The 25,181-nt window shown below is 36.9% G+C and carries 24 protein-coding genes; 21 read left to right on the top strand and 3 right to left on the bottom strand.

Annotation, left to right across the window (positions count from 1 at the left end; translation table 11 throughout):
• The first annotated feature begins 76 nt into the window (after positions 1-76).
• The 21 genes from QNH24_RS24015 to QNH24_RS23915 all read left to right on the top strand — a co-directional run bounded on the left by QNH24_RS24015 (position 77) and on the right by QNH24_RS23915 (position 20,849).
• The gene (locus tag QNH24_RS24015; RefSeq protein WP_283869873.1) at positions 77-619 is read left to right on the top strand and encodes a hypothetical protein; all 543 of its coding nucleotides are present in this window, start codon (positions 77-79) and stop codon (positions 617-619) included.
• A gap of 1 nt (position 620) precedes the next feature.
• On the top strand, positions 621-1,586 hold the full coding sequence (locus QNH24_RS24010) for an ABC transporter substrate-binding protein (RefSeq protein WP_283869872.1): 966 nt from the start codon (positions 621-623) through the stop codon (positions 1,584-1,586).
• A gap of 482 nt (positions 1,587-2,068) precedes the next feature.
• Positions 2,069-3,007 (top strand): ABC transporter ATP-binding protein, encoded by a 939-nt coding sequence (locus tag QNH24_RS24005; RefSeq protein ID WP_283869871.1) that lies wholly within the window; start codon positions 2,069-2,071, stop codon positions 3,005-3,007.
• Between the two features lie 4 nt (positions 3,008-3,011).
• Positions 3,012-3,773, top strand: a complete 762-nt coding sequence (locus QNH24_RS24000) for an ABC transporter permease (RefSeq protein WP_283869870.1) — start codon at positions 3,012-3,014, stop codon at positions 3,771-3,773.
• Positions 3,774-3,795: 22 nt separating this feature from the next.
• Positions 3,796-5,028 carry an aminopeptidase gene (locus QNH24_RS23995; RefSeq protein ID WP_283869869.1) on the top strand — a complete coding sequence of 411 codons (1,233 nt, stop codon included), beginning with the start codon at positions 3,796-3,798 and terminating at the stop codon, positions 5,026-5,028.
• A 16-nt stretch (positions 5,029-5,044) separates the two neighbouring features.
• Positions 5,045-5,572: a hypothetical protein gene (locus QNH24_RS23990; protein WP_283869868.1), complete on the top strand. Its 528-nt coding sequence runs from the start codon at positions 5,045-5,047 to the stop codon at positions 5,570-5,572.
• Positions 5,573-5,748: 176 nt separating this feature from the next.
• Positions 5,749-6,516, top strand: coding sequence for a tyrosine-protein phosphatase (locus QNH24_RS23985; protein ID WP_054771041.1), 768 nt, complete (start codon positions 5,749-5,751; stop codon positions 6,514-6,516).
• A 149-nt stretch (positions 6,517-6,665) separates the two neighbouring features.
• Positions 6,666-8,051 (top strand): MATE family efflux transporter, encoded by a 1,386-nt coding sequence (locus QNH24_RS23980; RefSeq protein WP_283869867.1) that lies wholly within the window; start codon positions 6,666-6,668, stop codon positions 8,049-8,051.
• Positions 8,052-8,882, top strand: coding sequence for a putative RNA methyltransferase (locus QNH24_RS23975; RefSeq protein WP_283869866.1), 831 nt, complete (start codon positions 8,052-8,054; stop codon positions 8,880-8,882).
• Between the two features lie 165 nt (positions 8,883-9,047).
• Positions 9,048-9,656, top strand: a complete 609-nt coding sequence (locus QNH24_RS23970; RefSeq protein ID WP_054771040.1) for a lysophospholipid acyltransferase family protein — start codon at positions 9,048-9,050, stop codon at positions 9,654-9,656.
• A 105-nt stretch (positions 9,657-9,761) separates the two neighbouring features.
• On the top strand, positions 9,762-10,226 hold the full coding sequence (locus QNH24_RS23965) for a low molecular weight protein-tyrosine-phosphatase (protein ID WP_283869865.1): 465 nt from the start codon (positions 9,762-9,764) through the stop codon (positions 10,224-10,226).
• Positions 10,227-10,620: 394 nt separating this feature from the next.
• On the top strand, positions 10,621-11,340 hold the full coding sequence (locus QNH24_RS23960; RefSeq protein WP_054771039.1) for a YebC/PmpR family DNA-binding transcriptional regulator: 720 nt from the start codon (positions 10,621-10,623) through the stop codon (positions 11,338-11,340).
• 52 nt (positions 11,341-11,392) lie between these two features.
• Positions 11,393-12,688: an arsenic transporter gene (locus QNH24_RS23955; protein ID WP_283869864.1), complete on the top strand. Its 1,296-nt coding sequence runs from the start codon at positions 11,393-11,395 to the stop codon at positions 12,686-12,688.
• Positions 12,689-13,335: 647 nt separating this feature from the next.
• Entirely contained in the window at positions 13,336-15,078 is a 1,743-nt protein-coding gene (locus QNH24_RS23950) for a methyl-accepting chemotaxis protein (RefSeq protein ID WP_283869863.1), read from the top strand.
• Positions 15,079-15,164: 86 nt separating this feature from the next.
• On the top strand, positions 15,165-15,740 hold the full coding sequence (locus QNH24_RS23945; RefSeq protein WP_283869862.1) for a YdcF family protein: 576 nt from the start codon (positions 15,165-15,167) through the stop codon (positions 15,738-15,740).
• Between the two features lie 68 nt (positions 15,741-15,808).
• The gene (locus tag QNH24_RS23940) at positions 15,809-17,506 is read left to right on the top strand and encodes a M3 family oligoendopeptidase (RefSeq protein WP_283869861.1); all 1,698 of its coding nucleotides are present in this window, start codon (positions 15,809-15,811) and stop codon (positions 17,504-17,506) included.
• 184 nt (positions 17,507-17,690) lie between these two features.
• Positions 17,691-18,800, top strand: coding sequence for an AI-2E family transporter (locus QNH24_RS23935; RefSeq protein WP_283869860.1), 1,110 nt, complete (start codon positions 17,691-17,693; stop codon positions 18,798-18,800).
• Between the two features lie 11 nt (positions 18,801-18,811).
• Positions 18,812-19,432, top strand: a complete 621-nt coding sequence (locus QNH24_RS23930) for an NUDIX hydrolase (RefSeq protein WP_283869859.1) — start codon at positions 18,812-18,814, stop codon at positions 19,430-19,432.
• Positions 19,433-19,543: 111 nt separating this feature from the next.
• Positions 19,544-20,008, top strand: coding sequence for a P-loop NTPase family protein (locus QNH24_RS23925; protein WP_283869858.1), 465 nt, complete (start codon positions 19,544-19,546; stop codon positions 20,006-20,008).
• Between the two features lie 22 nt (positions 20,009-20,030).
• A complete protein-coding gene (locus tag QNH24_RS23920; RefSeq protein WP_283869857.1) occupies positions 20,031-20,222 on the top strand; it encodes a hypothetical protein in 192 nt (63 codons plus the stop codon).
• Between the two features lie 18 nt (positions 20,223-20,240).
• Positions 20,241-20,849: an alpha/beta hydrolase gene (locus QNH24_RS23915; RefSeq protein ID WP_283869856.1), complete on the top strand. Its 609-nt coding sequence runs from the start codon at positions 20,241-20,243 to the stop codon at positions 20,847-20,849.
• A 45-nt stretch (positions 20,850-20,894) separates the two neighbouring features.
• Here QNH24_RS23915 and QNH24_RS23910 read toward each other — a convergent pair whose 3' ends face one another.
• From QNH24_RS23910 to QNH24_RS23900, 3 genes are all read right to left on the bottom strand, one after another.
• Positions 20,895-23,006, bottom strand: a complete 2,112-nt coding sequence (locus QNH24_RS23910) for an MMPL family transporter (protein WP_283869855.1) — start codon at positions 23,004-23,006, stop codon at positions 20,895-20,897.
• Between the two features lie 483 nt (positions 23,007-23,489).
• Positions 23,490-24,506: an inorganic phosphate transporter gene (locus QNH24_RS23905; protein WP_054771035.1), complete on the bottom strand. Its 1,017-nt coding sequence runs from the start codon at positions 24,504-24,506 to the stop codon at positions 23,490-23,492.
• A gap of 20 nt (positions 24,507-24,526) precedes the next feature.
• Positions 24,527-25,147, bottom strand: coding sequence for a DUF47 domain-containing protein (locus tag QNH24_RS23900; protein ID WP_283869854.1), 621 nt, complete (start codon positions 25,145-25,147; stop codon positions 24,527-24,529).
• Positions 25,148-25,181: the final 34 nt, after the last annotated feature.

The raw sequence follows: 25,181 nt of genomic DNA, 5'->3' as shown, positions 1-25,181 counted from the left end.
CCTTTGAATCAAGAAAAATCCAGACGCAATTACGTTGGGACACAATTGATTGTGTAAAGAAAGCGAGGATTTAGAGTTGAAAAAGGATGCGCGTTATTCTTGTTATCCATTTATGCGTGAAAAAGCATCTACAGTGGATTTTGAAATTCGAACAGATAGCCTTACTACACATATTGGTATGGCTTTGACAGCAGTAAAAAAAGAGGAAGTAGAGGTTGTTGCACAAGATCTCTCTACAATCTTGCCAATGACCTACCATGTTAATGGCTCGGTTCGAGGTAAATTAGCGGTCACTGAAGAGGATTTAGCATGGCTAAGTGCTCGCTATGATTTTCATGTTAGTTATGTAAAAGAAGAGATCCAGAGCTTTGTATTACCTCAAGGAACAGAGGCTGCTACTGCATTACATGTATGTCGTAGTGAGGCAAAAAAATCTTATCGTATTTTGCATAAGGTATCTGACGAAAAGGAAGTACCGACAATTCTTTTTGATTATTTAGGACTACTAGCCAATGTATTTTTTGTGATGGCCGTTTATATGAATAAGCAAGCAGGGATTGCTGAAATTCCGTTTGTAAGCAAGTCATACCCTATGAAAAAGAAAAAGGAGAAAAAATAAAATGAAGAAATTGTTGAAGCTTCAATGGCTTTCAGTAATTATGCTGTCGCTCATATTAATAGGTTGTGGTGCGAAGGATGAGGCAACTACTAAAGAGGATATTACTAAGGAAGATCAACCAATCGAAAAAGCAGGCTATAAAGTGAAGGATGACCGTGGTATAGAGGTTGAGTTTGATGCAGTACCTAAAACAATTATTTCATTACAACCAAGTAATACAGAAATTTTATTTGCTTTAGGTGTCGGCAATCAAATTGTTGGGGCAACTGACTATGATACGTATCCGGAAGAGGCAGAAAAAATTGAACGTGTTTCTAATTCTGTTACGTTTAATAGTGAGCGTATTTTAGCTTTGAAGCCAGATGTTGTCATTGCTTATACAACAGGAAAAGATGAAGATAACTTAAATGCTCTAAAAAGTCTTGAAGATGCAGGTGTAAAAGTATTTGCCATTCAATCCGCAGCTTCATTTGATGATGTATATGGAGATATTGAACAGATAGCAACGGTTATGGGAATTGAAGATAAAGGTGCAAAATTAAATGAAGATATAAAAACAAAAATTGCTGAGATACAAGCAAAAGTTAAAGATGTAAAAGCACCAAAAAATATCTACTTAGAAATTAGTCCAAAGCCAGACATCTATACAGCGGGCTCTGGTACATTCCAACAGGAAATTTTAAATATTGCCAATGTAAGCAATGTATTTGCTGAGCTCCAAGGCTGGAAAAAAGTAACCGAAGAAGATGTTATTGCGAAAAATCCAGAAGTTATTTTAACTACGGTAGGCTATACAAAAGACCCAGAAGCAGAAATTCTTACGCGTGATGGGTGGAATTCTATCACAGCTATTCAAAACAAAGCAGTCTATTATATAGATAATGATATTACAAACCGTCCTGGCCCTCGTATTGGTGAAGCTGTTGAGCTAGTAGCAAAGGCTGTTTATCCTGAGTTATTTAAATAAAACATAAAAACTGCAAGCTGTCCCAAATAAGGGCAGCTTTTTTGTATTTTTTAACCTAATTTTAACCTTCAGGTTGTATTTTGAAGGAGAGGGTTTTTTAACTTCTTTCAGCAGAAGTCTCCCACCTCTATAGGTGGTGAGATGAATGCGAATTTAAGCTGCTTTTCAGAGGGTGTCCAAACACCTGCTGAAAGAAGTTAAAGCCTCCGGCGGATGTCACGGAATCGAAAAGGAGTTCTTTGTGTAAACACAAAGCCGATTCCAGACACAATTATACCGAGGCATAATTGATCACGAAAATCTGTGATTGACCTTCTTATTTCTTCAATAGAATGTGAGGTGAATAGTAATGATGTTTCCACCACCATCATTTCCCACTCGTACGGGTGATAGATTACCTATAGGTAGATAATTTGTTTAAAGGTCTGGCTTATAAGTCAGGCCTCAATCTTTTAAAATTTTAACAGGGAAGGCTGTTTAATATGCTTGAACCAGTGTATGAGTTAGAAGATGTAACTTTCTACTACAAAAAAGGAAGGTACAAAGCTAATGATGGCATTTCACTGACCATATATAAAGGAGAAATCATTGGAATTCTAGGACCAAATGGTGCAGGAAAAACAACATTGATAAAGCAGATGATTGGTCATTTAGCACCTACAGTAGGATCAGTGAAATTTCAGCGACAGGAAGTGTCCAGAAATACAAAGGATGTCATTAAGCAAATCGCTTATTATTCACAAGAGACTTTTGCTTTATCATTTTTAAAAACATGGGAAGCCATTTATTTTACGGGGAGGTTAAAGGGGTTATCTAAAAAAGAAGCAAAGCAGCAGACGGATAACATCCTGCTACGTTTAGGAATGGAGGCATATCGAAATAAACTGGTATCTAAACTTTCTGGAGGACAAAGAAGACTTATTAGCCTGGGAACGACATTGATTGGGCAGGCATCAGTCATAATTCTAGATGAACCTACAAATGAGCTAGATCCATTAAAGCGGAAATTAGTATGGGAAATCATCCGTGAGCTTAATTGCAAGGGTACAACGATTATTTTAGTGACTCACAATATTTTAGAAGCTGAAAAAGTTGTACATCGTGTAGCTGTTATAGACAACGGAAAGCTTTTAGCAATTGACCATGTAGAAAAACTGAAGAGAAGGGTGGATCAAAGAATGCGTTTAGAAATTTATCCGCATGAAGCTTCTTTTCAAAAGATCCAAGATAAACTTGAGAGTTTTGGAAAAGTTGAATTAGTGGAGAATGCTAAGCTCGCAATGCTTATAGATAAACATACTATTCGTCCTGTTATTGATTTGATACAAGACGAGGCATTGAACATTAGCCAATATTCACTGCTACCGCCAAGCCTAGAGGATGTCTATTCTAAGCTTCAAGAGCAACAGAGGAGTGAATAGCAAAATGAGAATAATGAACCTCTTCACTCAAATTTTTATTGAATTGTTTATCCTCTTTCGAATCCAAATTGCTATTGTACGACATCAATTATGGTGGATTATCGCTATGTCTGCAATATTTCCTATGGTTACCTTGATTTTCTTAAATTTTCTATTAGGGGATTCAAGTCAAGACCAGTTGGCACGATTAATTATCGGAAATATGGTTTTTAGTATTCTGCTGATGGGGATGAATATTTTAGGACAAGATATTTCCTATCAAAAATTTGGAGGCTATTTTACATATTACTCTTCACTTCCCATCCGTAAAGTTAATTTCATACTATCCTTATTATTTTATGGCATTTTAACCTCCCTACCATCCTTTATTATCGTATTTATTTTAGGTCAGCGTCTATATGGGGTGAGTCTTCATTTCGAATGGCTTCTGCTACCAGTAGCACTATTGGCAATCTTTAGTGTAGTAGGTATAGGTGTTTTAATGGGTTTTTTATCGCCAAATCCGCAATTCACAAATATTGTCGCTCAATTTTTACTGATGTTTGTTACTTTTTTAACACCAGTTATGATAAAAATAACTTATCTTCCAATTATTCTCCAATGGGTTTCCTATGTGCTGCCAACAACCTATGTAGCAAATATCCTCCATGAGATGCTTACTGTAGGGTGGACAGCATCTTTATTGAAAGAAGTGTTTATTTTAATTATTTTTTCATGTATTTCCTATCTATTGATAAGTAAAAAAATACATTGGCGTCTTCAATAAATCATAGGGAGTGAAATAAAAAATGAAAACTTTTGAAAATAAAGTAGAAGAGTATGCGGAGTTAGTCATAAATGTGGGAATAAATATTCAACAAGGGCAGACATTAGTAATATCTGCATCTATTGCTGCTGCTGATTTTGTCAGAAGAATTTGTCGATATGCTTATCTCAATGGGGCACATTTTGTATATATTAAATGGATAGATGAAGAGCTCGCTCGCATTGAATATGAATTAATGTCAGAGCAGGGGTTGGGGTATACACCAGATTGGCTTGTGAAAGGATATGAAGAGATGGCTAGTGATGGTGCTGCCTTTCTTTATATTATTTCACCCCATCTGCAAAACATGGAGGGAATTGATCCAATTAAGACCGAAAAAGCTGAATATGCTTCTGCCATTGCTTTCCGTTCCTTTACCGAAAAATTGACTAGCATGCAAGTGAGCTGGACTGTTATTGCTTATCCGACGGAGAAATGGGCAGAGTCTATCTTTCCATATATGGTGCCAAAGGAAGGACTAGAGCAGCTATGGGAGGAATTTTTTAAGATAATGAAATTGGATGCTGAAAATCCAATAGCAGCATGGGAGCAACATATAGAAGGATTAAATAAAAGGGCAGCGCTGTTAAACGATGAGCGCTTTCGCTATTTACATTTTATCAGTGAAGGCACAGACTTAAAAATCGAATTACCAAACAATCATCATTGGCTGAATGGCTTAGAAACAAATGTCAATGGGACACCATTTATTTGTAATATGCCAACAGAAGAGATTTATACAACACCACTTAAAACGGGTGTTAATGGGATGGTTAAAAATACAAAGCCATTAGTTTATGAGGGGCATGTAATTGATGATTTTACCCTTACTTTTAAATACGGGAAGATAGTTGATTGCAGTGCTAAAAAAGGGCTGAATGCGTTAAAGGGTATCCTGAATAAAGATGAAGGAGCAAAATATATTGGTGAGGTTGCATTAGTACCTCATGACTCTGTTATTTCAGCAAGTAATCAACTATTTTACCATACTTTATTTGATGAAAATGCGTCTTGTCATTTAGCGATTGGGCATGGATATATTTCAGGCTTGAAAGAGGGAAATAGAGTAGATCATGAAAGCAGTATTAATTCTAGTATAATCCATGTAGATTTTATGATTGGCTCCGAATACCTACAAGTGAATGGTGTGCGTGAGGACGGCACTGTGGAACCAATTTTAATAGATGGAAAATGGGCAGCTAAGTTTCTCGATTAGAAGGAGGGTGAGATGAATGCATATAATGAAATGTAAGACAGAAGAGGATTATGAAAAGTTTGCGATTTTCTTTTTACAAAACAGAAATATGTTTGATGATATGTATCCCATTTTGGAGACTCTAGGAAGTTTATCAATCATGATAGAAGAGACAAATCTACTTCTCTTTTATAATATCCAACAGGAAGTAATCGCGGCAGCTAGCTATACGTTGGGATTACGGGAGGATCATTTTAAAAGTAAAGAAATTGTCTTTATTGATTGTGCCCTACTAAAGAAAGAATATCAAAATAGCCGTTCCTTTGTTAATGGCTTTTCACAAATGCTCAAGCATATTTTAGAAGAACATAGGGATGTAAAGGAGGTTCAATTTTATGCCTATCGTCACCATGAATATATCCATCGACTCTATAAAAAATTTGCTAAAATAATAGGGGACAGCGAGGGATATTTTGGTATACAGGATATTTTTTCAGTGGAGTTTGAAAAATTAATGCAATTTATAGAAGGTTTTTATAAAAAAAGTGAAAATCAGAAAAATTAATGACACGAGCGTAATTGGCAAATTGAAACTCCAACATCATTTTAAGGGAATGATTGTTGGAGTATTATTTTTATGAAGTGAATAAATCTTTGAATTCATAGTGCAAAAATTGGTATTCTTTCTACTCGTTCTATAAAATAAAGATAATAATGCTTGAATTATGGGAGGGGTAATGAATGAAACAGTTTAATGTGAAGGTTATTCCATTTGAAGCAGTCTATAATTTTCGTGATATGGGTGGGTATAAAGCGAGAGATGGTCGCGTCGTAAAGAGTCGCTTGTTTTTTCGCTCAGCAGCACTTGGTAAAATGACGGCAGCCGATAAGCAGCTTTTTGAAACATTAGGTGTGAAAACAATATTTGACTATCGTGATAATCATGAAGCCCAAAACAATCCTAATCCCATTTTTCCGCATGCTCACTATATTCAAATCCCTGCAAAGGGCAATCATGCTTTTGAGATGCCAACAAACACTGGTAGAAAAGATTTTTATAAGGTTGTTAGTCCAGAGATGTTCCAGGAATTTTATGCACAAATGCCCTTTAATAATGCTTCCTTTAAAGAGTTAATGACGATTATTCAAAACCCGAATAAACTTGGACTGGTTCATCACTGTGCAGTCGGGAAGGATCGAACAGGCATCGGTGGTGCACTTATTTTACTGGCTTTAGATGTACCAGAGGAAACAATTATGGAAGACTATTTAGATACAAATTTACATTTACGTCCGATGGTTGAAAGAATGGCTCAGGCCATTCAACAACATTATAATGAACGGGAATTACAGCAATTTTATGCATTGATGTCAGCTCGTGAGGATTATTTACAGGCAGCATTTGATGCAATGGATAGACGGTATGGTTCAAAGGCCGCCTTTTTAGAGCAGGAATTCGGATTAACAGCAGATAAACGTAGGCAATTACAGGCAAATTGTTTAACATAATAGGAACCCCTTTCACATGATGTGGTGAGAGGGGTTTTTAAGTGAGATAGGCTGTTTTATTTTTTATTACACTAGAAAAATTCTTTACAGTCGCGAAATCTATGATAAGATACTATTTATTTTAATGGAAATAGGAGAAGTGGAATGAATTGGCAACGACAGTAAAAGAAAGTGATAGTAAAGACACAAACAAGTTAAGCTTATTTCATTTAACTTGGCCGATTTTCTTAGAAGTATTTTTATTTATGTTAATGGGCCTTGCCGATACTTTTATGCTAAGTGCTTTATCTGATAATGCTGTATCAGGGGTTGGTGCAGCCAATCAATATATTCATATTGCAATTTTAATACTTGAAGTAGTTGGTAATGGTGCATCGATTGTTGTATCTCAATATTTAGGCTCAAGGCGCTTTTTTGAAGCTGCGAAGATATCAGCTTTGGCAGTTACGATGAACATGGTTGTAGGAATCATGATGAGTGTGCTCTTTTTCTTCTTCGCAAGTCATCTAATGACAATGATGAACTTACAGGGAGAAGTACTTAAATATGCACAAAGCTATTTAGTCATTATAGGAAGCTTTATTTTTTTACAGGCAATTATCAATGCATTAGCAGCAATAATTCGCGTACATGGTTGGACGAAACAAACAATGTATGTATCACTAGGAATGAATGTGCTACACGTTATTTTAAATTACGGTTTAATCTTTGGTAATTTAGGATTACCAGAGCTAGGTGTAAAGGGAGCAGCTGTATCTTCTGTTATCAGCCGTGGATTAGCAGTTCTAGTGTTTTTCTGGCTGCTTTATCAGGTGATGGAGGTAAGAGTGAAACTAGAATATTATTTTGAGTATTCAAAGGACTATATTCGAAAAATATTAAACATTGGTTTGCCTTCTGCATTTGAGCAGGTGCTTTATCAATTCTGTCAGATAGTTTTCCTATACTATGCAACATATTTAGGGGCTGAGACATTGGCAGCGAGACAATATGCAATGAATATTTCAATGTTTACGTATTTATTTGCCATTGCAATTGGTACAGGAACAGCCATTATTATTGGCCGTTATGTTGGAGCTGGCAATAAGGATCAGGCCTATCAACAGCTTTGGAAAAGTGTACGTGCAGCCTTTGTATTTACATTTGCAATGGTGGCGATTGTGACAATCTTCCGTAAGCCATTAATGCATGTTTTTACGAATAATACAGAGGTTATTGCTATTGGTGCCTCTGTATTAGCATTAAGTATTTTGCTTGAGACAGGACGTACAATGAATATTGTTGTTATTAACTCATTACGTGCCTCTGGTGATGCTAGATTTCCTGTGAAGATTGGCTTTTTATCAATGGTTTGTATGAGTCTTCCTTTGGGGTATTTATTCGTTTTTGTTTTAGATTGGGGTCTAGTAGGCATTTGGCTAGCGATATCAGCAGATGAATGGATGAGAGCGATTATCGTATACTTTAGATGGAAGAGTCGAAAATGGGAGCGTTATGCGCTTGTTTCGCCGACAGAACAAAAGGAGGCACATTAAATGGGGGCACTTTCTAAACGAGCTGCAGGAGCGGCTTTAATGAATAATAATCTATCACTTTTTGCCTGTCCGATTTGTCAGGAATCCATGACGATACAGGAGCAAGGAAGAATGGTATGTTCAGCCAATCATTCTTTTGATATTGCCAAGCAAGGCTACATTAATATGCTGACACATGGAGCTGCTTCAAAATATAGCAAGGAGCTCTTTGAGTCTCGTAAGACAGTTATTAATAGTGGCATTTATGATGAAATTGAAGATAAAATTATAGAACTAATTGCTCCTGCACAAACCGTGCTTGATACTGGCTGTGGGGAGGGCTCACATTTAGCCCGTATAATGGCTGAGAAAAAAGGCATTGGTGTGGGGATTGATATTGCGAAGGAAGGAATACTTGCTGCATCTAGACATTATCCAGAGCAGATTTGGTGTGTGGGTGATTTGGCGAAAAGTCCATTTGCAAAATCGAGCTTTGATGCCATTTTAAATATTCTATCACCTGCAAATTACGAAGAATTTAAACGTTTACTGACCCCAGGTGGTTGTGTAGTAAAAGTTGTCCCTCAAAGTAGGTATTTGCATGAGCTTCGAGCACAATTATATGCGGATTCGGACAAGGAGTCCTATTCAAATGACCAAATAGTTGCTCGTTTTAAAGAAAGCTTTATGGAAGTAAATGTGAAGCGCGTGACCTATACGACACCACTTGCTACTGAACTAATCCCAGAATTGCTTGAAATGACGCCAATGGGGTGGCATAAAAAAGAAGGCGCTGCTATCCGTTTAAATGAAATTACGATTGATGTTGATATATTAGTGGGCCGTGTATAACTATGAAGAGATTTGGAAACTCCTGTGAAAAAAACAGGAGTTTTATTGTTTCTCGAGAAGAAGTAGGCTATAGCGGATAGCGTTGAATGGACTTATGCAATTGCAGTATACTGGTCTTTTCGATTACAATGGGGGTAACTATTGAAATAAGGTAGGAATGAAACAGTGTATAAATTAGCAGCAAATGTTGTCAAAGTATTTTTAAAATTAATGGGCTCAAAGGCTCGGGTATATGGAGAGGAAAACTTACCAGAAGAAGGTGGGTATATTATTGCATGTACCCATACAGGCTATGTTGATATTTTAAATTTAGGGGTTGCGATGTATCCTAAAGAAATTCATTTTATGGCTAAAAAGCAATTATTTGAAATGAAGGGACTTGGCTGGCTTATTAAACGTTTAAATGCCTTCCCAGTTGACCGCGATAATCCTGGTCCTAGTGTTATTAAAATTCCCTCACAATTATTGAAGGAGGGGAAAATTGTTGGTATATTTCCTTCAGGTACTAGAAGTGCAGAAGGTACAGATTTAAAGCAGGGCGCTATTACGATAGCACAACTGTCCAAAGCACAAATTGTACCTGCCGCATACGTGGGTGCACGTAATGTTGGTGATGTTTTTAAACGTGGAAAAGGTTATCTAATTTATGGTGAACCCTTTTATGTTACGGGGAAAGGCAAAGAAGGACGCGATGAATTTACACATCGTTTAGAGCATGAACTAGCGTCTTTAACAGAGGAATTAGAACAGCGCATTGCCGCAGGGAAAAAATAAAGTCACTGTTATTTTGAGAAGATTCATTGAACGTTAGTAGATAACTAAAAGGGCACTCAGAATCACATTTGATTTTGGGTGCTTTGTTGTAGGAGGATATGGAAAATGATTCTTGTACTTTTTGTATGTTTGGGGAATATTTGTCGCTCTCCAATGGCAGAAGCAGTTATGCGTGATTTGGTTGAGAAGGAGAGCTTGGCTCATAAAATTGCAGTGGATTCAGCCGCTACAAGCTCTTGGCATATTGGTGAACCTCCTCACAAAGGAACTCAAGAGAAGCTTAAAGAATACGGCATCGCCATAAAAGGAATGCAAGGACGCCAATTGCACAAGACAGACTTTGAAAAATTTGATTACATTATTGGTATGGATGAAAGTAATATACGTAATATTCGAGCAATGCTAGGCAGTCCGGATTCGCCAAAGATTTTTCGTTTTTTAGATTTAACTATCCATCGAAAAGATGTACCTGATCCATACTATACAGGGGATTTTCAAGAAACCTATGATTTAGTTTTAGAGGGCTGCTATGCTTTGCTAGAAAAAATCAAAGGAGAACAAAAACTGTAGGAAATTGATGGTCAGGCGCCTTAATAACGCAAAATTTCATAATTTATTTTTTGTGTTAAACATTGGTACACCTAGCTTTGCAAGCGTATTTTGTGTTATTATTTGCAGAGTAAAGATACGATAAGTATTTAACTTCTTTCAGCAGAAGTTTCCCACCTCTATAGGTGGTGAGATGAATACGAATTTTATTTACTTTTTAGAGGGTGTCCAAACACCCGCTGAAAGAAGTTAAAGCCTCCGGCGGATGTCACGGAATCGAAAAGGAATTCTTTGTGTAGCACAAAGCCGATTCCAGACGCAATTATGCCTAGGCATAATTGATTTACCATATACAGATGTGTAATTTCGCATCTATGATTTTGATAAACTTACATGTTGAAAGAGAGTGGAAACAATGGGTCGTAAATGGAACAATATTAAAGAAAAGAAAGCGTCTAAAGACCAAAGTACAAGTCGCATTTATGCAAAATTTGGACGTGAAATTTATGTGGCAGCTAAATCGGGCGAACCAGATCCTGAATCAAACCGTGCGCTTAAAGTTGTTCTTGAACGAGCAAAAACATATAGTGTTCCTAAACATATTATTGAAAAAGCAATTGAAAAAGCAAAAGGTGCTGGCGATGAAAGCTATGATGAATTACGTTATGAAGGATTTGGACCAGCAGGTACAATGATTATCGTTGATGCTTTAACTAATAATGTTAATCGTACTGCTTCTGATGTACGTGCAGCATTTGGTAAAAATAATGGGAATATGGGTGTAAGTGGGTCAGTTGCTTACATGTTTGATTCTACGGCAGTAATCGGTTTAGAGGGCAAGTCAGCAGATGAAGTTCTTGAAATTTTAATGGAAGCGGATCTTGATGCACGTGATATTCTAGAAGAAGAGGATACAGTTATTATTTATGCAGAGCCAGATCAATTCTTTGCTACACAAGAAGCTTTAAAAGCTGCTGGTGTTCAGGAATTCACTGTGGCAGAGCTGTCCATGCTTCCACAAACAGAAGTAGCATTAACGGGTGACGATATAGCGAAATTTGAAAAGTTAATTGATGCATTAGAAGATTTAGAAGACGTACAAAATGTTTTCCATAATGCAGATTTAGGTGAATAATTAAGAAAGCCAGTAGCATAAACGCTACTGGTTTTTAATTAGGGGGAGACTTGTGCAAACGGTTTTAGCAATTGTTTTATTTTTAATAACGTTATTTTTTGTTATAGTGCAGCCACGCCAATTATCTATAGGTTGGTCTGCCTGTATAGGGGCTCTGTTAGCATTGGCACTAAAGATTGTTACTTGGCATGATGTTTTAGAGGTTACAGGGATAGTTTGGAATGCCACTTTATCATTTATCGGCATTATTTTAATCTCTCTTATTTTAGATGAAATCGGTTTTTTCGAGTGGGCAGCTCTACATATGGCACGACTTGCTAAGGGCAGTGGTATTCGGTTATTTATTTATATTGCCTGTCTTGGAGCTATTGTTGCAGCTTTATTTGCAAACGATGGAGCAGCTTTGATACTAACCCCGATTGTTTTAGCTATGGTTCGTAAGCTACATTTAACTGAAAAAATGATTTTCCCATTCATTATTGCGAGTGGCTTTATAGCAGACACGACTTCATTACCCTTAGTCATTAGTAATTTAACAAACATTGTGTCAGCAGATTATTTTGATATAGGTTTTATGGAGTATGCCTTACATATGTTTCTGCCCAATATCATTTCTTTACTGATAAGCATTGTTGTACTTTATATTGTTTTTCATCGTTCAATTCCTAAAACCTATTCTCTAGAGGCAGTTGAAAACCCGAAACTGGCAATTCGTGATCGAAAATTATTTTCACTTTCTTGGTATGTAATAGCTATTCTATTAATTGGTTTCTTTACGAGTGAGCTTTTAACAATTCCAGTATCCTTTATTCTATGTGGTGTAGCGGCTATCTTTTTCTGGCTTGCGCGCAAAAGTGATACGGTCGATACAAAGCGGGTTGTAAAAGGAGCACCATGGAATATCGTGTTCTTTTCTATTGGGATGTATGTGGTGGTTTACGGCTTGAAAAATGTAGGGATGACGGGGTTGCTTGCAGATTTATTAGAGCATGCTATTCAGCAGGGATTAGTTGTCTCGACAATTACGATGGGTCTTGTTGCAGCGGTATTGTCAGCTATCATGAATAACTTACCTACCGTCATGATTGATGCGTTAGCTATTGCAGATACAAATGCTACAGGGATTATAAAAGAAGGGCTAATTTATGCAAATGTCATTGGCTCCAATTTAGGTCCAAAAATGACACCGATTGGCTCACTTGCAACATTGTTATGGCTTCATATATTGGCGCAGCGGGATATTCAAATAAGCTGGGTACAATATATGAAAATAGGGATAATTCTAACAATCCCGACTCTTTTCGCTACCTTACTAGCTTTAGTTGCGTGGATAACCCTAATATCATAGTAATCAAGTCTAAATAGTTAAAAGGATAGCACGATGGGTAATTAATGCCGATCAAACGAATTTACTAGCATTAGCAAGAGCTGAGAGGCTGGTAAAGAATTTGCTGTAGTGGCCGATGAGCTTTGTAAATTGGCGGACATGTCTAAAGTATCTGCCGACGATATAAACAATCATTTCGTTAGTTTTAAGCTGATAACAGAGTGGGCTCTATAGGAAATGTCTAATAGCACGATGGATGTACAGGCTGGTAATAACGTAGTTCAACAAATAGCTTAACGGAAATTTTAGAATCCGTAGCAGGTGAATAATAAAATTCAAGATGATTCAGCTGTCATCGAGGAAGTGTCCGCTGGCTCTGAAAAAAATTAGCAGCAACGGAGAAAAATGTACACTGAACGAAGGAAGTAATAGAGAAGCCATCAATACATATAAATTAGCATAAAAGTCAAAAAACTATCTTTCAATGGGGACTTCCCCTGTGGAAAGATAGTTTCTTTATTAGCATAAAAGTATGAATATAAGCATATTTGTGTAAATAATCAAATAATTCGTGCATAAATGCGTTTTACCCATTGTGAAAATTTTCAAACCATAACATAATATATAGTAATACATCTGATTGAGCGAGAAAAAAAGGGGGTCAAAGCATGAAGTTTTTACGTTCGATACAGGGGAAACTGATTATCATTTCACTAGCATTATTAATAATACCTAGTTTAATTATAGGTTTAGTTAGCTATGGTAAAGCTAAAAATGGTATGGAGGATATTGGGGAACAAGTTATTAAAAATAGTGTTGAATCTGCTTTGCAATTAATTGAGCTCGCAAATGAAAGTGTAGAAAAAGGGGACATCCCTTTGGAGGTGGCTCAGGAGCGAGTGCGTGAAGCATTTCTCGGACCAAAGGATAGTGAGGGAAAGCGGCCAATTAATTATCCTGGAGATTTAGGAGAATACGGCTATATTTATGTCTTAGATGATAAGGGGACATTAACAACTCATCCAACTAGAGAAGGGGATAATCTATGGGAGGATCAGGATAGCAGCGGTAATTATTTTATTCGTGAAGTAACAGAAAAAGCACTTGCTGGAGGAGGTTTTACGGAGTATGAATTCGAGCTACCTGGTCAAGATGTATTAGCCGATAAAATTATTTATTCTGCTAAGGATCCTAATTGGGGATGGATCATAGCATCAGGTACATATATGCAAGACTTTAATAAGGAAGCTCATTCATTATTATTTGTTATTGGCATAACATTATTGGGTGCCGCCATTATTGGAACTGCAGTTGTCATAACGGTTTCTAGACATTTAGCCGTACCTGTTCAAAAGCTATCTAAACGTGTGCGTGAAGTAGCTAAAGGGAATCTAACAGTAGAAATTGAAGATTTACAACGCTCAGATGAAATTGGGCAGTTAAATGAAGGTTTCAATGAAATGGTCGATCAATTAAAAACGTTAATTACGGATGTAGAAGAAGCCATTGTAGAGATTCAATCAACATCATCAAATTTAACATCTGTCGCTGAGGAAACAAATGCTTATGGGGATGAAATAGTAAAAGCAATTAATGAGGTTTCAAAAGGGGCTGTAAAGCAAGCTTCAGATTCTGAGGATACAAATCGAACGGCTATTAATTTTGCGCAGCAGATTGAAGTATTGCATGATAAGAATGAATTAATATTTGACGCCTCCCAACATATGAAACAATCCAATCAGGAAGGGCTTGTCAACTTAAATAGGTTAAAAGAGAAATCACAAGAATCTTCAGCATTAATTTACACTGTACAATCAGTATTCAGTAGTTTAATTGAGAAAGTAAGAGAAATTGAAGGAATTGTCGGTACGATTACGGAGATTTCGGATCAAACAAATCTTCTTGCATTAAATGCATCCATTGAGGCAGCTAGAGCTGGTGAACATGGTAAGGGATTTGCAGTTGTGGCTGAGGAGGTAAGAAAGCTTGCTGACCAAACATCTGTTGCAACTGAACTAGTTCGAACAACTTTAAAGGGAATTGAAAGCGAAACCAATTTAGTAAACGACGAGATGAAGAAAACAAATGTCATCGTTCATCAGCAAAATGACTCTGTAGCTATTACTGAGTCCTCCTTCAAGGAAATTGAATTAGCGGTAGAGAAAATAATTGCAGTCATTGGAGATATGACTGAGGGCGTAGCGTATTTGAATAGCTCAAAGAATCACATTATGCACTCTATTGAAAGTATTGCCTTGATAAGTGAGAAAAATGCCGCTGCATCAGAGGAGGTAACTGCATCCGTTGATGAGCAACAGCGTGCGATTCAATTGGTTAGTGAATCTTCTAATGATTTAACAGACGAAATAACAGCATTACAGGAATCGATTAGACGCTTTATATTAAGATAATTGAACAGGATGTTTGTACCGTAGCACCGGACAAGCATCCTTTTTTCTTTCCTAAACGTTAATAAAAGGTAGGGGAGGAAAATATCATGAAAAAATGGGTGATGAGACTAGGCTTATTAAGCATTGTCATATGTATTGGCATGTATATTTGGCTAGGTGAAGAGATGAAGGAAGGCGTTCAGCCAGCTGCAAACGGAAAAGCTGCGTATATGATTGTGCTAGGTGCAAAGGTAAAACCAGGGGGCATTCCATCGCTTTCATTGAAAAATAGATTGGAAGAGGCTGTGAGGTATCTAAAGAAATACCCTCATGTCCAAGTAATTGTTTCTGGCGGACAAGGGCTGGATGAAGATCAGACTGAGGCTTCAGTTATGCTTGAATATTTACTAAACAATGGCATCGAAGCTAGCAGAATAATAGCAGAAGATCGATCTACATCAACCTATGAAAATTTACTATTTTCAAAAGAACTACTACCAAAGGAAACGAAGCATATTACGATTGTCTCCAATGATTTTCATTTAAAGCGAGCAAAATATATAGCTGAAACATTGGATCTAGAGGTAGATGTGGTGGCGGCCAAAACACCAAAATCAGTAGAAGCAAAGTTAAAGCTACGTGAAAGAGCAGCATTATTAAAAACATATATAATTGGCTATTAAATTGTTTCTTAATACTAGATATTTGGCATATAATAGAAATATAACGGTGTATGAAAGAGGGGACTTCTATGAAAACGTTTAAAGACTATGAATACCGTCGACCAAATATTGAAGAAATGAAAGAGCAGCAATTATCTTTAATTGAGCAATTTAAACGTGCGCAGACGATGGACGAGCAAAGTAGCATCATTCAGCAACTCAACGCTTTAAGTAATGATTATGCTACAATGGCGAATTTAGTGTATATACGTGCATCAATTGATACAAATGATGAATTTTATCAAGCAGAGCGTGATTATTTCGATGAGGTAGGTCCCAAGCTAGAAGAGGTAACCACAGAATATTATAAAGCATTGATTGCTTCTCCATTTCGTGAACAATTAGAGAATAAATGGGGTCAGCAGCTATTCGATTTAGCAACTTATCAAATTAAAGGCTTTTCACCAATAGTCATTGATTTAATGCAAAAGGAGAACAAGCTTGTATCAGAATATAATAAACTAGTAGCCTCTGCACAAATTGATTTTAATGGGGAAACATTAACACTTGCTCAGCTTGGACCATTTGCAGAGTCCACTGATCGTGAAATACGTAAATCAGCAACAGAAGCACGCTTTGGCTTTTTTGCTGAGCATGAAGAAGAATTTGATCGACTCTATGATGAGCTTGTAAAGGTACGTCATGAAATTGCCGTAAAATTAGGCTATAAAAATTATGTGGAGCTAGGCTATGTTCGCATGAACCGCATTGATTATAATGCAGATATGGTGAAGAAATTCCGCGATCAGGTTCGCGATTTAATCGTACCAGTTGCTTCTGAGCTGTATGAGCGTCAGGCAAAACGAATTGGTATTTCTGATTTTAAATTCTATGATGAAGCATTAAATTTCTTATCAGGAAATGCGACTCCAAAGGGTGATCCAGCTTGGATTGTAGAGAACGGTAAAAAAATGTATGAGGAGTTATCACAAGAAACAGGTGAATTCTTCAATTTCATGATTGATCATGAATTAATGGACCTAGTCGCGAAGAAAGGGAAAGAAAGCGGTGGGTATTGTACATTTATCGAAAACTACCATTCACCATTTATCTTCTCAAACTTTAATGGTACTTCAGGTGATATAGATGTATTAACACATGAAGCTGGACATGCCTTCCAAGTGTATTCAAGTCGTGACATCGGTATTCCAGAATACTTATGGCCAACATTTGAATCTTGTGAAATTCACTCAATGAGTATGGAATTCTTCACATGGCCTTGGATGGAGCTGTTCTTTAAAGAGGATACAGAGAAATATAAATTTACACATTTAAGTAGTGGCCTATTATTCTTACCATATGGTGTTGCAGTAGACGAGTTCCAACATGTTATATACGAAAATCCAACAATGACACCTGCTGAACGCAAGTTAGCATGGAAGAAAATTGAGGAAACGTATTTACCACATCGTGACTATGATCATAATGACTACCTTGAAGCAGGAGGAATTTGGCAGCGTCAGGGTCATATTTATGCAAGCCCGTTCTACTATATTGATTACACGCTAGCACAAATTTGTGCCTTCCAGTTCTGGAAACGCTCAAGAGAAGAGTTTGAGGAGGCATGGAAGGACTATTTACATTTATGCGGCTTAGGTGGTTCTATGTCCTTCACAAAGCTTGTAAAAGAGGCTGGCTTAATATCACCATTTGAGGATGGCTGTGTCGAATCAGTTATTGGTGAAATCAAGGCGTACCTAAATTCAGTAGACGACACGGCACTATAAATCTTATACACACTTGATTATTTAAATTCGTGACACTTTCACTGTGTAAATACTTGTGAAAGTGTGCGAATTTTTTTCAGTTGTGAATGAAAAGCAAATTTTATTTTAACAATCAATACTAGGATACTTGCGAAATGGTTAATATATCAGTAGTATTTTCAGTAACTGTGAAAAAAGGAAGTGAATGAGAGTGACAAGAAAAGTTTGGTTTCAAGTAGGTGTAGGGATATTACTAACACTACTAATCATTAAATATTTTGTGGAGATTCATTGGATTTTTTCACCGCTAGTCATTCTTTTAAAAGCTATTTTTGTGCCTCTTTTACTTGGTGGTGTTTTATACTACGTGACAGAGCCAATTCAGCGATTTTTGGAAAAACGTAAATTCCCGCGGTGGGCAAGTATATTAACAATTATTATAGGGTTGATTGCTATTGCAAGTGCTTTTGGATGGATTGTAGGAAATCCGATTGCAGAGCAGGTCAATAAATTAGTAAAAAATGCACCAATGATTAGTGCGAGTATAAGTGCAAGTATTAGTACAAGTATTCAAGATGCAACAGACTATTTGTTGCAAAATAAGGATAACTTCCCAACACAGTTGAAAGATATTATTGATAAAATGGCAAATTCCGTACAGGATATTGCGGTAGTGGCAAGTAAAGGGCTTGTCTCCTTTTTACAATCTATAGTATCTGTATCTTTATTAGCTATTTTAATTCCGTTCTTCTTTATTTTTATGTTGAAGGATCACGAGAAATTTGCGCCTTCGATTTATAAATATTTCAGTGGAGAACGTCGTGAATGGATTAAAAAAACATTAAGTGAAATTGATGATGTTCTACGCAGCTATATTCAAGGGCAACTACAAATTAGTTTTTTATTAGCGCTAATTATGTACGTTGGGTATTTACTTATTGGTTTAGAGTATTCATTGCTCCTTGTCATATTCGCTTTCTTTATGAATATGATTCCGTTTATTGGACCTTGGATTGCCTTTACTCCTGCATTAATTGTAGCAGTAATTCAGGATCCTGTGCTTGTAATATGGGTATCGATTGTCACATTAGTTGCGCAGCAAATTGATAGTAATTTTATTACTCCAAATGTTATGGGAAAATCACTCGATATACACCCACTTACAGTTATTACGATAATTTTAGCAGCAGGTAATATTGCGGGCTTTATCGGAATTATTATTGCTGTGCCATTTTATGCCGTATTAAAGGTTATCGTATCCAATATTTATGATCAACGTAACGCAATTAAGAAAAGGGCTACGAAGTCAGTATAGGAGTCGAAAAAATGGAACAAGAAATTGTGAAGGTTTTTAATGAGCAGCATGAACAAATTGGAACAGCAACAAGAGCTGAGGTACATGAGAAAGGGCTGTGGCATGAAACATTCCACTGTTGGCTTGTCAATGAGAACTATATCTATTTTCAAATCCGTAGTGCACAGAAAAAAGACTACCCAGGCTTGTTGGATATAACAGCAGCAGGGCATTTATTAGCCGTTGAGACAGTTGAATCAGGAATTCGTGAAGTAAAGGAAGAGCTGGGTCTAGATATCAATGTGGATGATGTCGTAAAAATGGGCATGACATCCTGTAGTATAGTATCGGAAAATATGATTGACAATGAATTTTGCCATGTTTACATATATCCATTCAAACATGATTGGAATTCTTTTGATCTTCAATATGAGGAAGTGTCAGGGGTTGTGAGAGCAAATTTAAATGAGGCAGAGGCATTCTTTTTAGGAAAAACAGCCACTCTTAATATTGAAGGCTATGAATACTTCCCAGACGGTCAACGAGCAAAAATTGTGCGTCCAGTAAGTACTGCACAGTTTGTTCCATATCGAGAGCTATATGTAGCACATGTTATTCAGTTTGTAAAAGATAAGATGTTTAAAACAACATAAGTAAAATAGGACAAGAGCTATTCATTAATAGTGCTTGTCCTATTTCGCTTCGTTATAACAGAAAAAATAAGTTATACTGTAGGAAGATTGTATAGAAAAGGAGCATTTTATATGCTAACATTTGAACAAAAACAAGGTATCATCGAATCATTTTCTGAGCTTACTAAGAAGGAAATTTCTTTAAAGCGCTTAAATTATCATTTTATGGACAGCCTGTATGAAAAGACCATTGTTGTAGAAAAGCTTCATCCAAATGGCAACGGATTTGTCTTTGTTGGAGATTTATTGCGTTATGAGGAAGAGGCGAATGATAAAGGCTTAGTGAATATACGTGATTATGATGAGCAACGACTGCGTGAAATTATTGAAGATGCTATTCAATATTTATCAGAGGAAGAGGATGAACAAGAGCCGGTTGTTGAGATATGGCAAAGTAGAGATAATGTACAATTAACATTAGCCTTTGAGCAGCGTTCTTGGAATGTTTATCATGGAGAAAATTTAGAAGAAGCTTTTGGTACGTATGATGCTGCGAAAGAATATTTACTAGAAGAAGGTTTTCGTAAGAAGAAATAAGTAGTTCGGGGGAACATGGTCAATGAATGGGAAAAAAATTGTGGGAATAGTTATTGTAGTTGTTGTTGCGGCATGTTTATTTTCAGTTTTCACGATTACTAAATTTTACAAAGACCACGAGAAACAGCCAAATAGTGAAAATCGTGAAATAAATAAGTCAAAGAGCTTGAATTTAATTTTACCACAGGCTACAATTATCTCGAATTCAAGATAATCGGAAGGTGGTCTGTTTATGCAGCACGTTTTTTATAAAGGAACAGATGAAACAAAGCCAGTATTGTTGTTACTACATGGTACAGGTGGAAATGAGGAGAGCCTAATTGGTCTTGCAAGGGAAATTGATGAAACTGCAAGCATTTTAAGCGTTCGTGGGAATGTGTTAGAGAATGGCATGCCACGCTTCTTTCGTCGTTTAGCGGAGGGTGTTTTTGATATGGAGGATTTAATCTTCCGTACAAAGGAATTATATGACTTTTTATCAGAGGCAGGACAGCAGCATGGATTTGATCGCAAACAAGTTGTAGCTATTGGCTATTCAAATGGTGCAAATATTGCAGCAAGCCTATTATTCCATTATGAGAATGCTTTAGCAGGTGCTATTCTTCATCATCCTATGGTACCAAGACGTGGCATAGAACTTCCGAAACTTTCATCTATTCCTGTCTTTATCGGTGCTGGTACTAATGATCCGATGTGTACTGCACAGGAATCAGAGGATTTAGGGGCACTTTTAATTTCGGCGGGTGCAAATGTGACAACTAAATGGTTTAATTTTGGTCACCAGCTGACTATGCCTGAAGTAGTAGCAGCAAAAGAATGGTATAACAATATTTATGCATAAAAGAAAAAATCCGCAGCCTTTACAAAGAAAGCGGATTTTTCGGTCTTACTTATTTTTTTTAGCAAAGGGTAGCCACCAGTTCCAGTCACCGAACAGCTTCATGAGACTAGGTACAAGCATAAGACGGATAATGGTTGCATCAATTGCAACGGCAATGGCTATACCTACACCAATTTGTTTAACAGGCATTACATCCGTAAAGGCAAAGGCACCTGTAATAACAATCATAATAAGCGCTGCAGATGTAATAATACGACTAGTAGAAGTAAGTCCATCGATTGTGGCACGTGTATTATCTACACCTTTTAAATATTCCTCTTGAATACGTGAAATTAAGAAGACTTCATAATCCATACTTAAGCCAAACACTAGACAGAAAACAATAACTGGAATAATCAGGACAATTGAACCTGCATCGATACCAAAATGTCCATATTGGAAAATATAGACGAGTATTCCGAAGGCAGAAGAAAGACCAATAATATTCATAATAATCGCCTTTAGTGGAATTAATACGGATCTGAAAGCGAGCATTAAAATAAAAAATGTTGAAATAAGAATAATAGAAATAGCCAATACAATTTTATTGGCAATTTCATCGAAGATTTCTTGATTGAATTTTGCCTGCCCACCGAGTGCAAAATCAACGCCTAAATCCTTATCTTTCCACGTTCGAGCAAATTTTTGTGCAGTAGATGAAGAACCGGCTGCATCTAATGTAATTGGGATAAATAGCTGAGTTTCTTTAGTAAACGTACTTAGAACGGGCTGTAATTGCTCTGCTACCTGTGGAATTTCCAAGGAAGCATTCAGTTCCTCAGGAGTATTGATGTTAGCAGCCGTATAAATCGTTGACACATTCGTTACTAATGGATCAGCAAGTAGCTTTTCCTGAATCGTATAAATAAGCTCTCTCGCCTCATTATCCTCCCATCCTTCCTTTCGATCAGCAAGCAAGTATAATGTTGAGGTTTCACCAAGCCCAAATGTGTCATCTAATTTGTCATAGGCGGTACGTGCGTCATATTTAGTCGGTAATGAATCTACTTGAGGTATTTTAAGTTCAATATCCTTCAATGGAATCATGCCAATGCCTAATAGTAATAATGCTGCAATAACAATCGTTACTGGATACTTCATTACAAAGCCTGCAAAGCCACGCCAACGATTAGCTCCACCAGGCTTTACACGTATTAAACGCCATTTATTTAAGCGATCTCCTAAGAGCATCATCGTAGCAGGTAGTAGCGTAAGGCCAGATAACACTGCCAGTAATACCACAATAGTGCCACCTAATGCAATGTTATGGAAAATTTCAACGTCTATAACTATCATCGCACCCAAACCAATCATCACACATACGGCTGAAAAAATAATAGATCTTCCAGCGGTTTGTATAGCGATTTGTATGGCCTCAGGGATGGATGTATGAGCCCGTTCCTCACGATAACGGTTAATAAACAATAGAGCAAAATCGATACTTAAAGCTAGTCCAAGCATAGGTACTATATTTAATACAAAAATAGATAAGTTAACATTACCGCTAAGCAATGTCATAACGCCAAATGCAGTGACAACTGTGACAACACCAATAATAATTGGTAGTATAGAGGCTACGACAGTCCCGAAAGCAAGTAATAGGACTATAATTGCAATTGGCAAGCCTATTGCTTCTGCGGACGCTAAATCTTTTTGACTGGCTGTATTAATGTCTACAGAAATAACGGGTCCACCTGTTACAGTAACACCGTCTTTTTCAATTAAAGAACGAATATCCTCTACAATATCAGTTTGATTATCAATATTATTTTTCAGATGAACCATAGCATAGGCAATACCGTTCTTTTGTAAAGAGGCATCATCAAGCGGTGACTGAATGGAATGGATTGCCTTGATGGTATCCAACTTCTTTAAAGTATCTTGAATTTCCTTATTTTTAGCTGGATCGAAAACAACCAAAATTGTATCTGAAGGTAAATCAAAATTTTCGGCTAGCTCTTTTGTGACATAGGTATGATCTCCTTCCACAAAAAAGCCATCTCCTTGCAACTTACTTGGCAATTGTATGGCAAAAACGGCCATAGCAATAAAAATCACAAGCCAAATAGCTACGATGGCTTTTGCATGTGCTGTTATAAAAGCTGAAAAAGTTTTCATAGTTGTGTAGCATCCCCCTTTTCAAATAGTGTAAAGGATGTGTCTCATTTTGTCGTGTGACAATGTTAAGACTCCTGTCCACTAATGAATAGGAGTTTTTGAGCATTGAAAAAGATCAAGGATACCTTTGTGAATATTTAGTCAAAATGAAGGGGAATTCCGTTCCGAGCTACTCGCTTTGTTGCTGCCGCTTCACTTTCACACAGTTAAAACATTTGTTGCTGCCGCTTCGCTTTCGCACAGTTAAAACATTTGTTGCTGCCGCTTCTCTATCGCGTAGAGCAAAGCTTCCAGTGGGCGAGCAACGTAAGTGAAGCGGCTCATCGGACGCCCTCAGGAAAGCACTCAGTCGGAACGGAGATAGACCTCTCGTTTTGAAAAAGGGCTATACTTTTTAATTTGTCACCTTGATTTCATTAACATAATAGTATTTCAACAACAAGAGACTCCTGTCCATTAATGAACAGGAGTCTTAGATGTAATTTAAAAGAATAAAGATAATAAAAAGTAAATAACAGCGGCCATTACTGCAGAAATTGGCATTGTAATAATCCAAGTAGTAACTATTTTACGAGCCATTCCCCAGTTAACACCTCGTACTCGTTGTGCAGAGCCTACGCCCATAATTGAGGAAGAAATTACGTGTGTTGTTGATACTGGTAGGTGGATTAAAGTAGCGCCAAAAATTACAGATGCAGATGCTAAGTCTGCAGCTACCCCATTTACAGGGCGGATTTTCATTATTTTACCGCCGACTGTTTTAATAATTTTATAACCGCCTATAGAGGTACCAAGGCCCATAGCAGTTGCTGCCGCAGCACGTACCCAAAAAGGAATTTCATCTCCTGTATGCAATCCTCCAGCAATTAAAGCCATGGTCATAATTCCCATTGCCTTTTGAGCGTCGTTTGTCCCGTGTGTAAATGATTGAATAGCTGCTGTGAAAATTTGCATCGTACGGAATCCTTTATTTGTACGATATAAATTCAAATTTTTAAATAATAGTTTAAATAGTGTCATCATCAGAAAGCCGGCACAAATAGCAAGGATTGGTGAAAAGACCAATGCCATGATAATTTTAGTAAAGCCGCCATAGTTTAAAACGTTGAAACCCGCAGATGCTACAGCAGCCCCTGCAATGGAACCGATTAATGTGTGTGATGAACTAGAAGGAATTCCAAAATACCATGTTAGTAAATTCCAGATAATTGCCGAAATTAATGCGGCTAAAATAACAATTGAGCCTGTTGTGTCTCCTTGAAAGGCATTTAAAGAGAATGGATCTACAATGTCTTTTGTAAGAGCTTTTGCCACACCAACAAAGGTAATAGCCCCGATAAAATTCATCGTTGCTGCCATTAAAATGGCTGCTCGTGGTGGTAATGCTCTAGTGGAAACCGAAGTTGCGATAGCATTTGCTGTATCATGGAAGCCGTTGATAAAGTCAAATGTTAGGGCAAAGATGACGACCAGTACGGTTAGTATAATGATTGTGTTCATTGTAAGTGCCCATCTCCTAATTACGCGTTACGCATGATAATTGTTTCCATTGTGTTGGCAACATTTTGACAATAATCAGCGATATCTTCTAATTGTTCATATATATCTTTAAATTTAATAATTCGAATCGGATCTTTCTCATTTAAAAATAATTGTTTGATGGATGAACGTTGTACTTCATCACATTCACGCTCGTAATCTTTAATTAGAATTGCGTGTGGACGCATACCAATAAGATTCTTTTTCTTTAACTCTTCTGTTGCTTTAACAATTTCATCAGCACTTTTTGAGATGTATCCTAAGAAGATACGCATTGATTCATCGACTTCTGTTAGGGAGAACATTTCAAAATGAGCGATACAATGCTCCGTACCATCTAATACATCATCCATACGAATCGCAAATTCTAAGATGTCTTCACGCTCGATAGGTGTCATAAATGATTTATTTAGCATGACGATTAGATCATGAATGAGCTTATCGCCAGCCGTTTCGTAATTTTTCATAGTAATGCTAATCTCTTTCAGGTCAGCTACACTGTTGATACGAAAATCATTTGCGTAATGTACGGCCTCTCTCATATTTTCAGCAATTTTATGCAGGGCAATAAAGAAAGGGTCTTGTTTTTTTGAGTTAAGCATGCAAATCGAATCCTCCTGGATATAAATAAATTAA

It is taken from the genome of Lysinibacillus pakistanensis (assembly GCF_030123245.1).
Taxonomy (GTDB): Bacteria; Bacillota; Bacilli; order Bacillales_A; family Planococcaceae; genus Lysinibacillus; species Lysinibacillus pakistanensis.
This window is presented reverse-complemented; position numbering and strand designations above follow the sequence as displayed.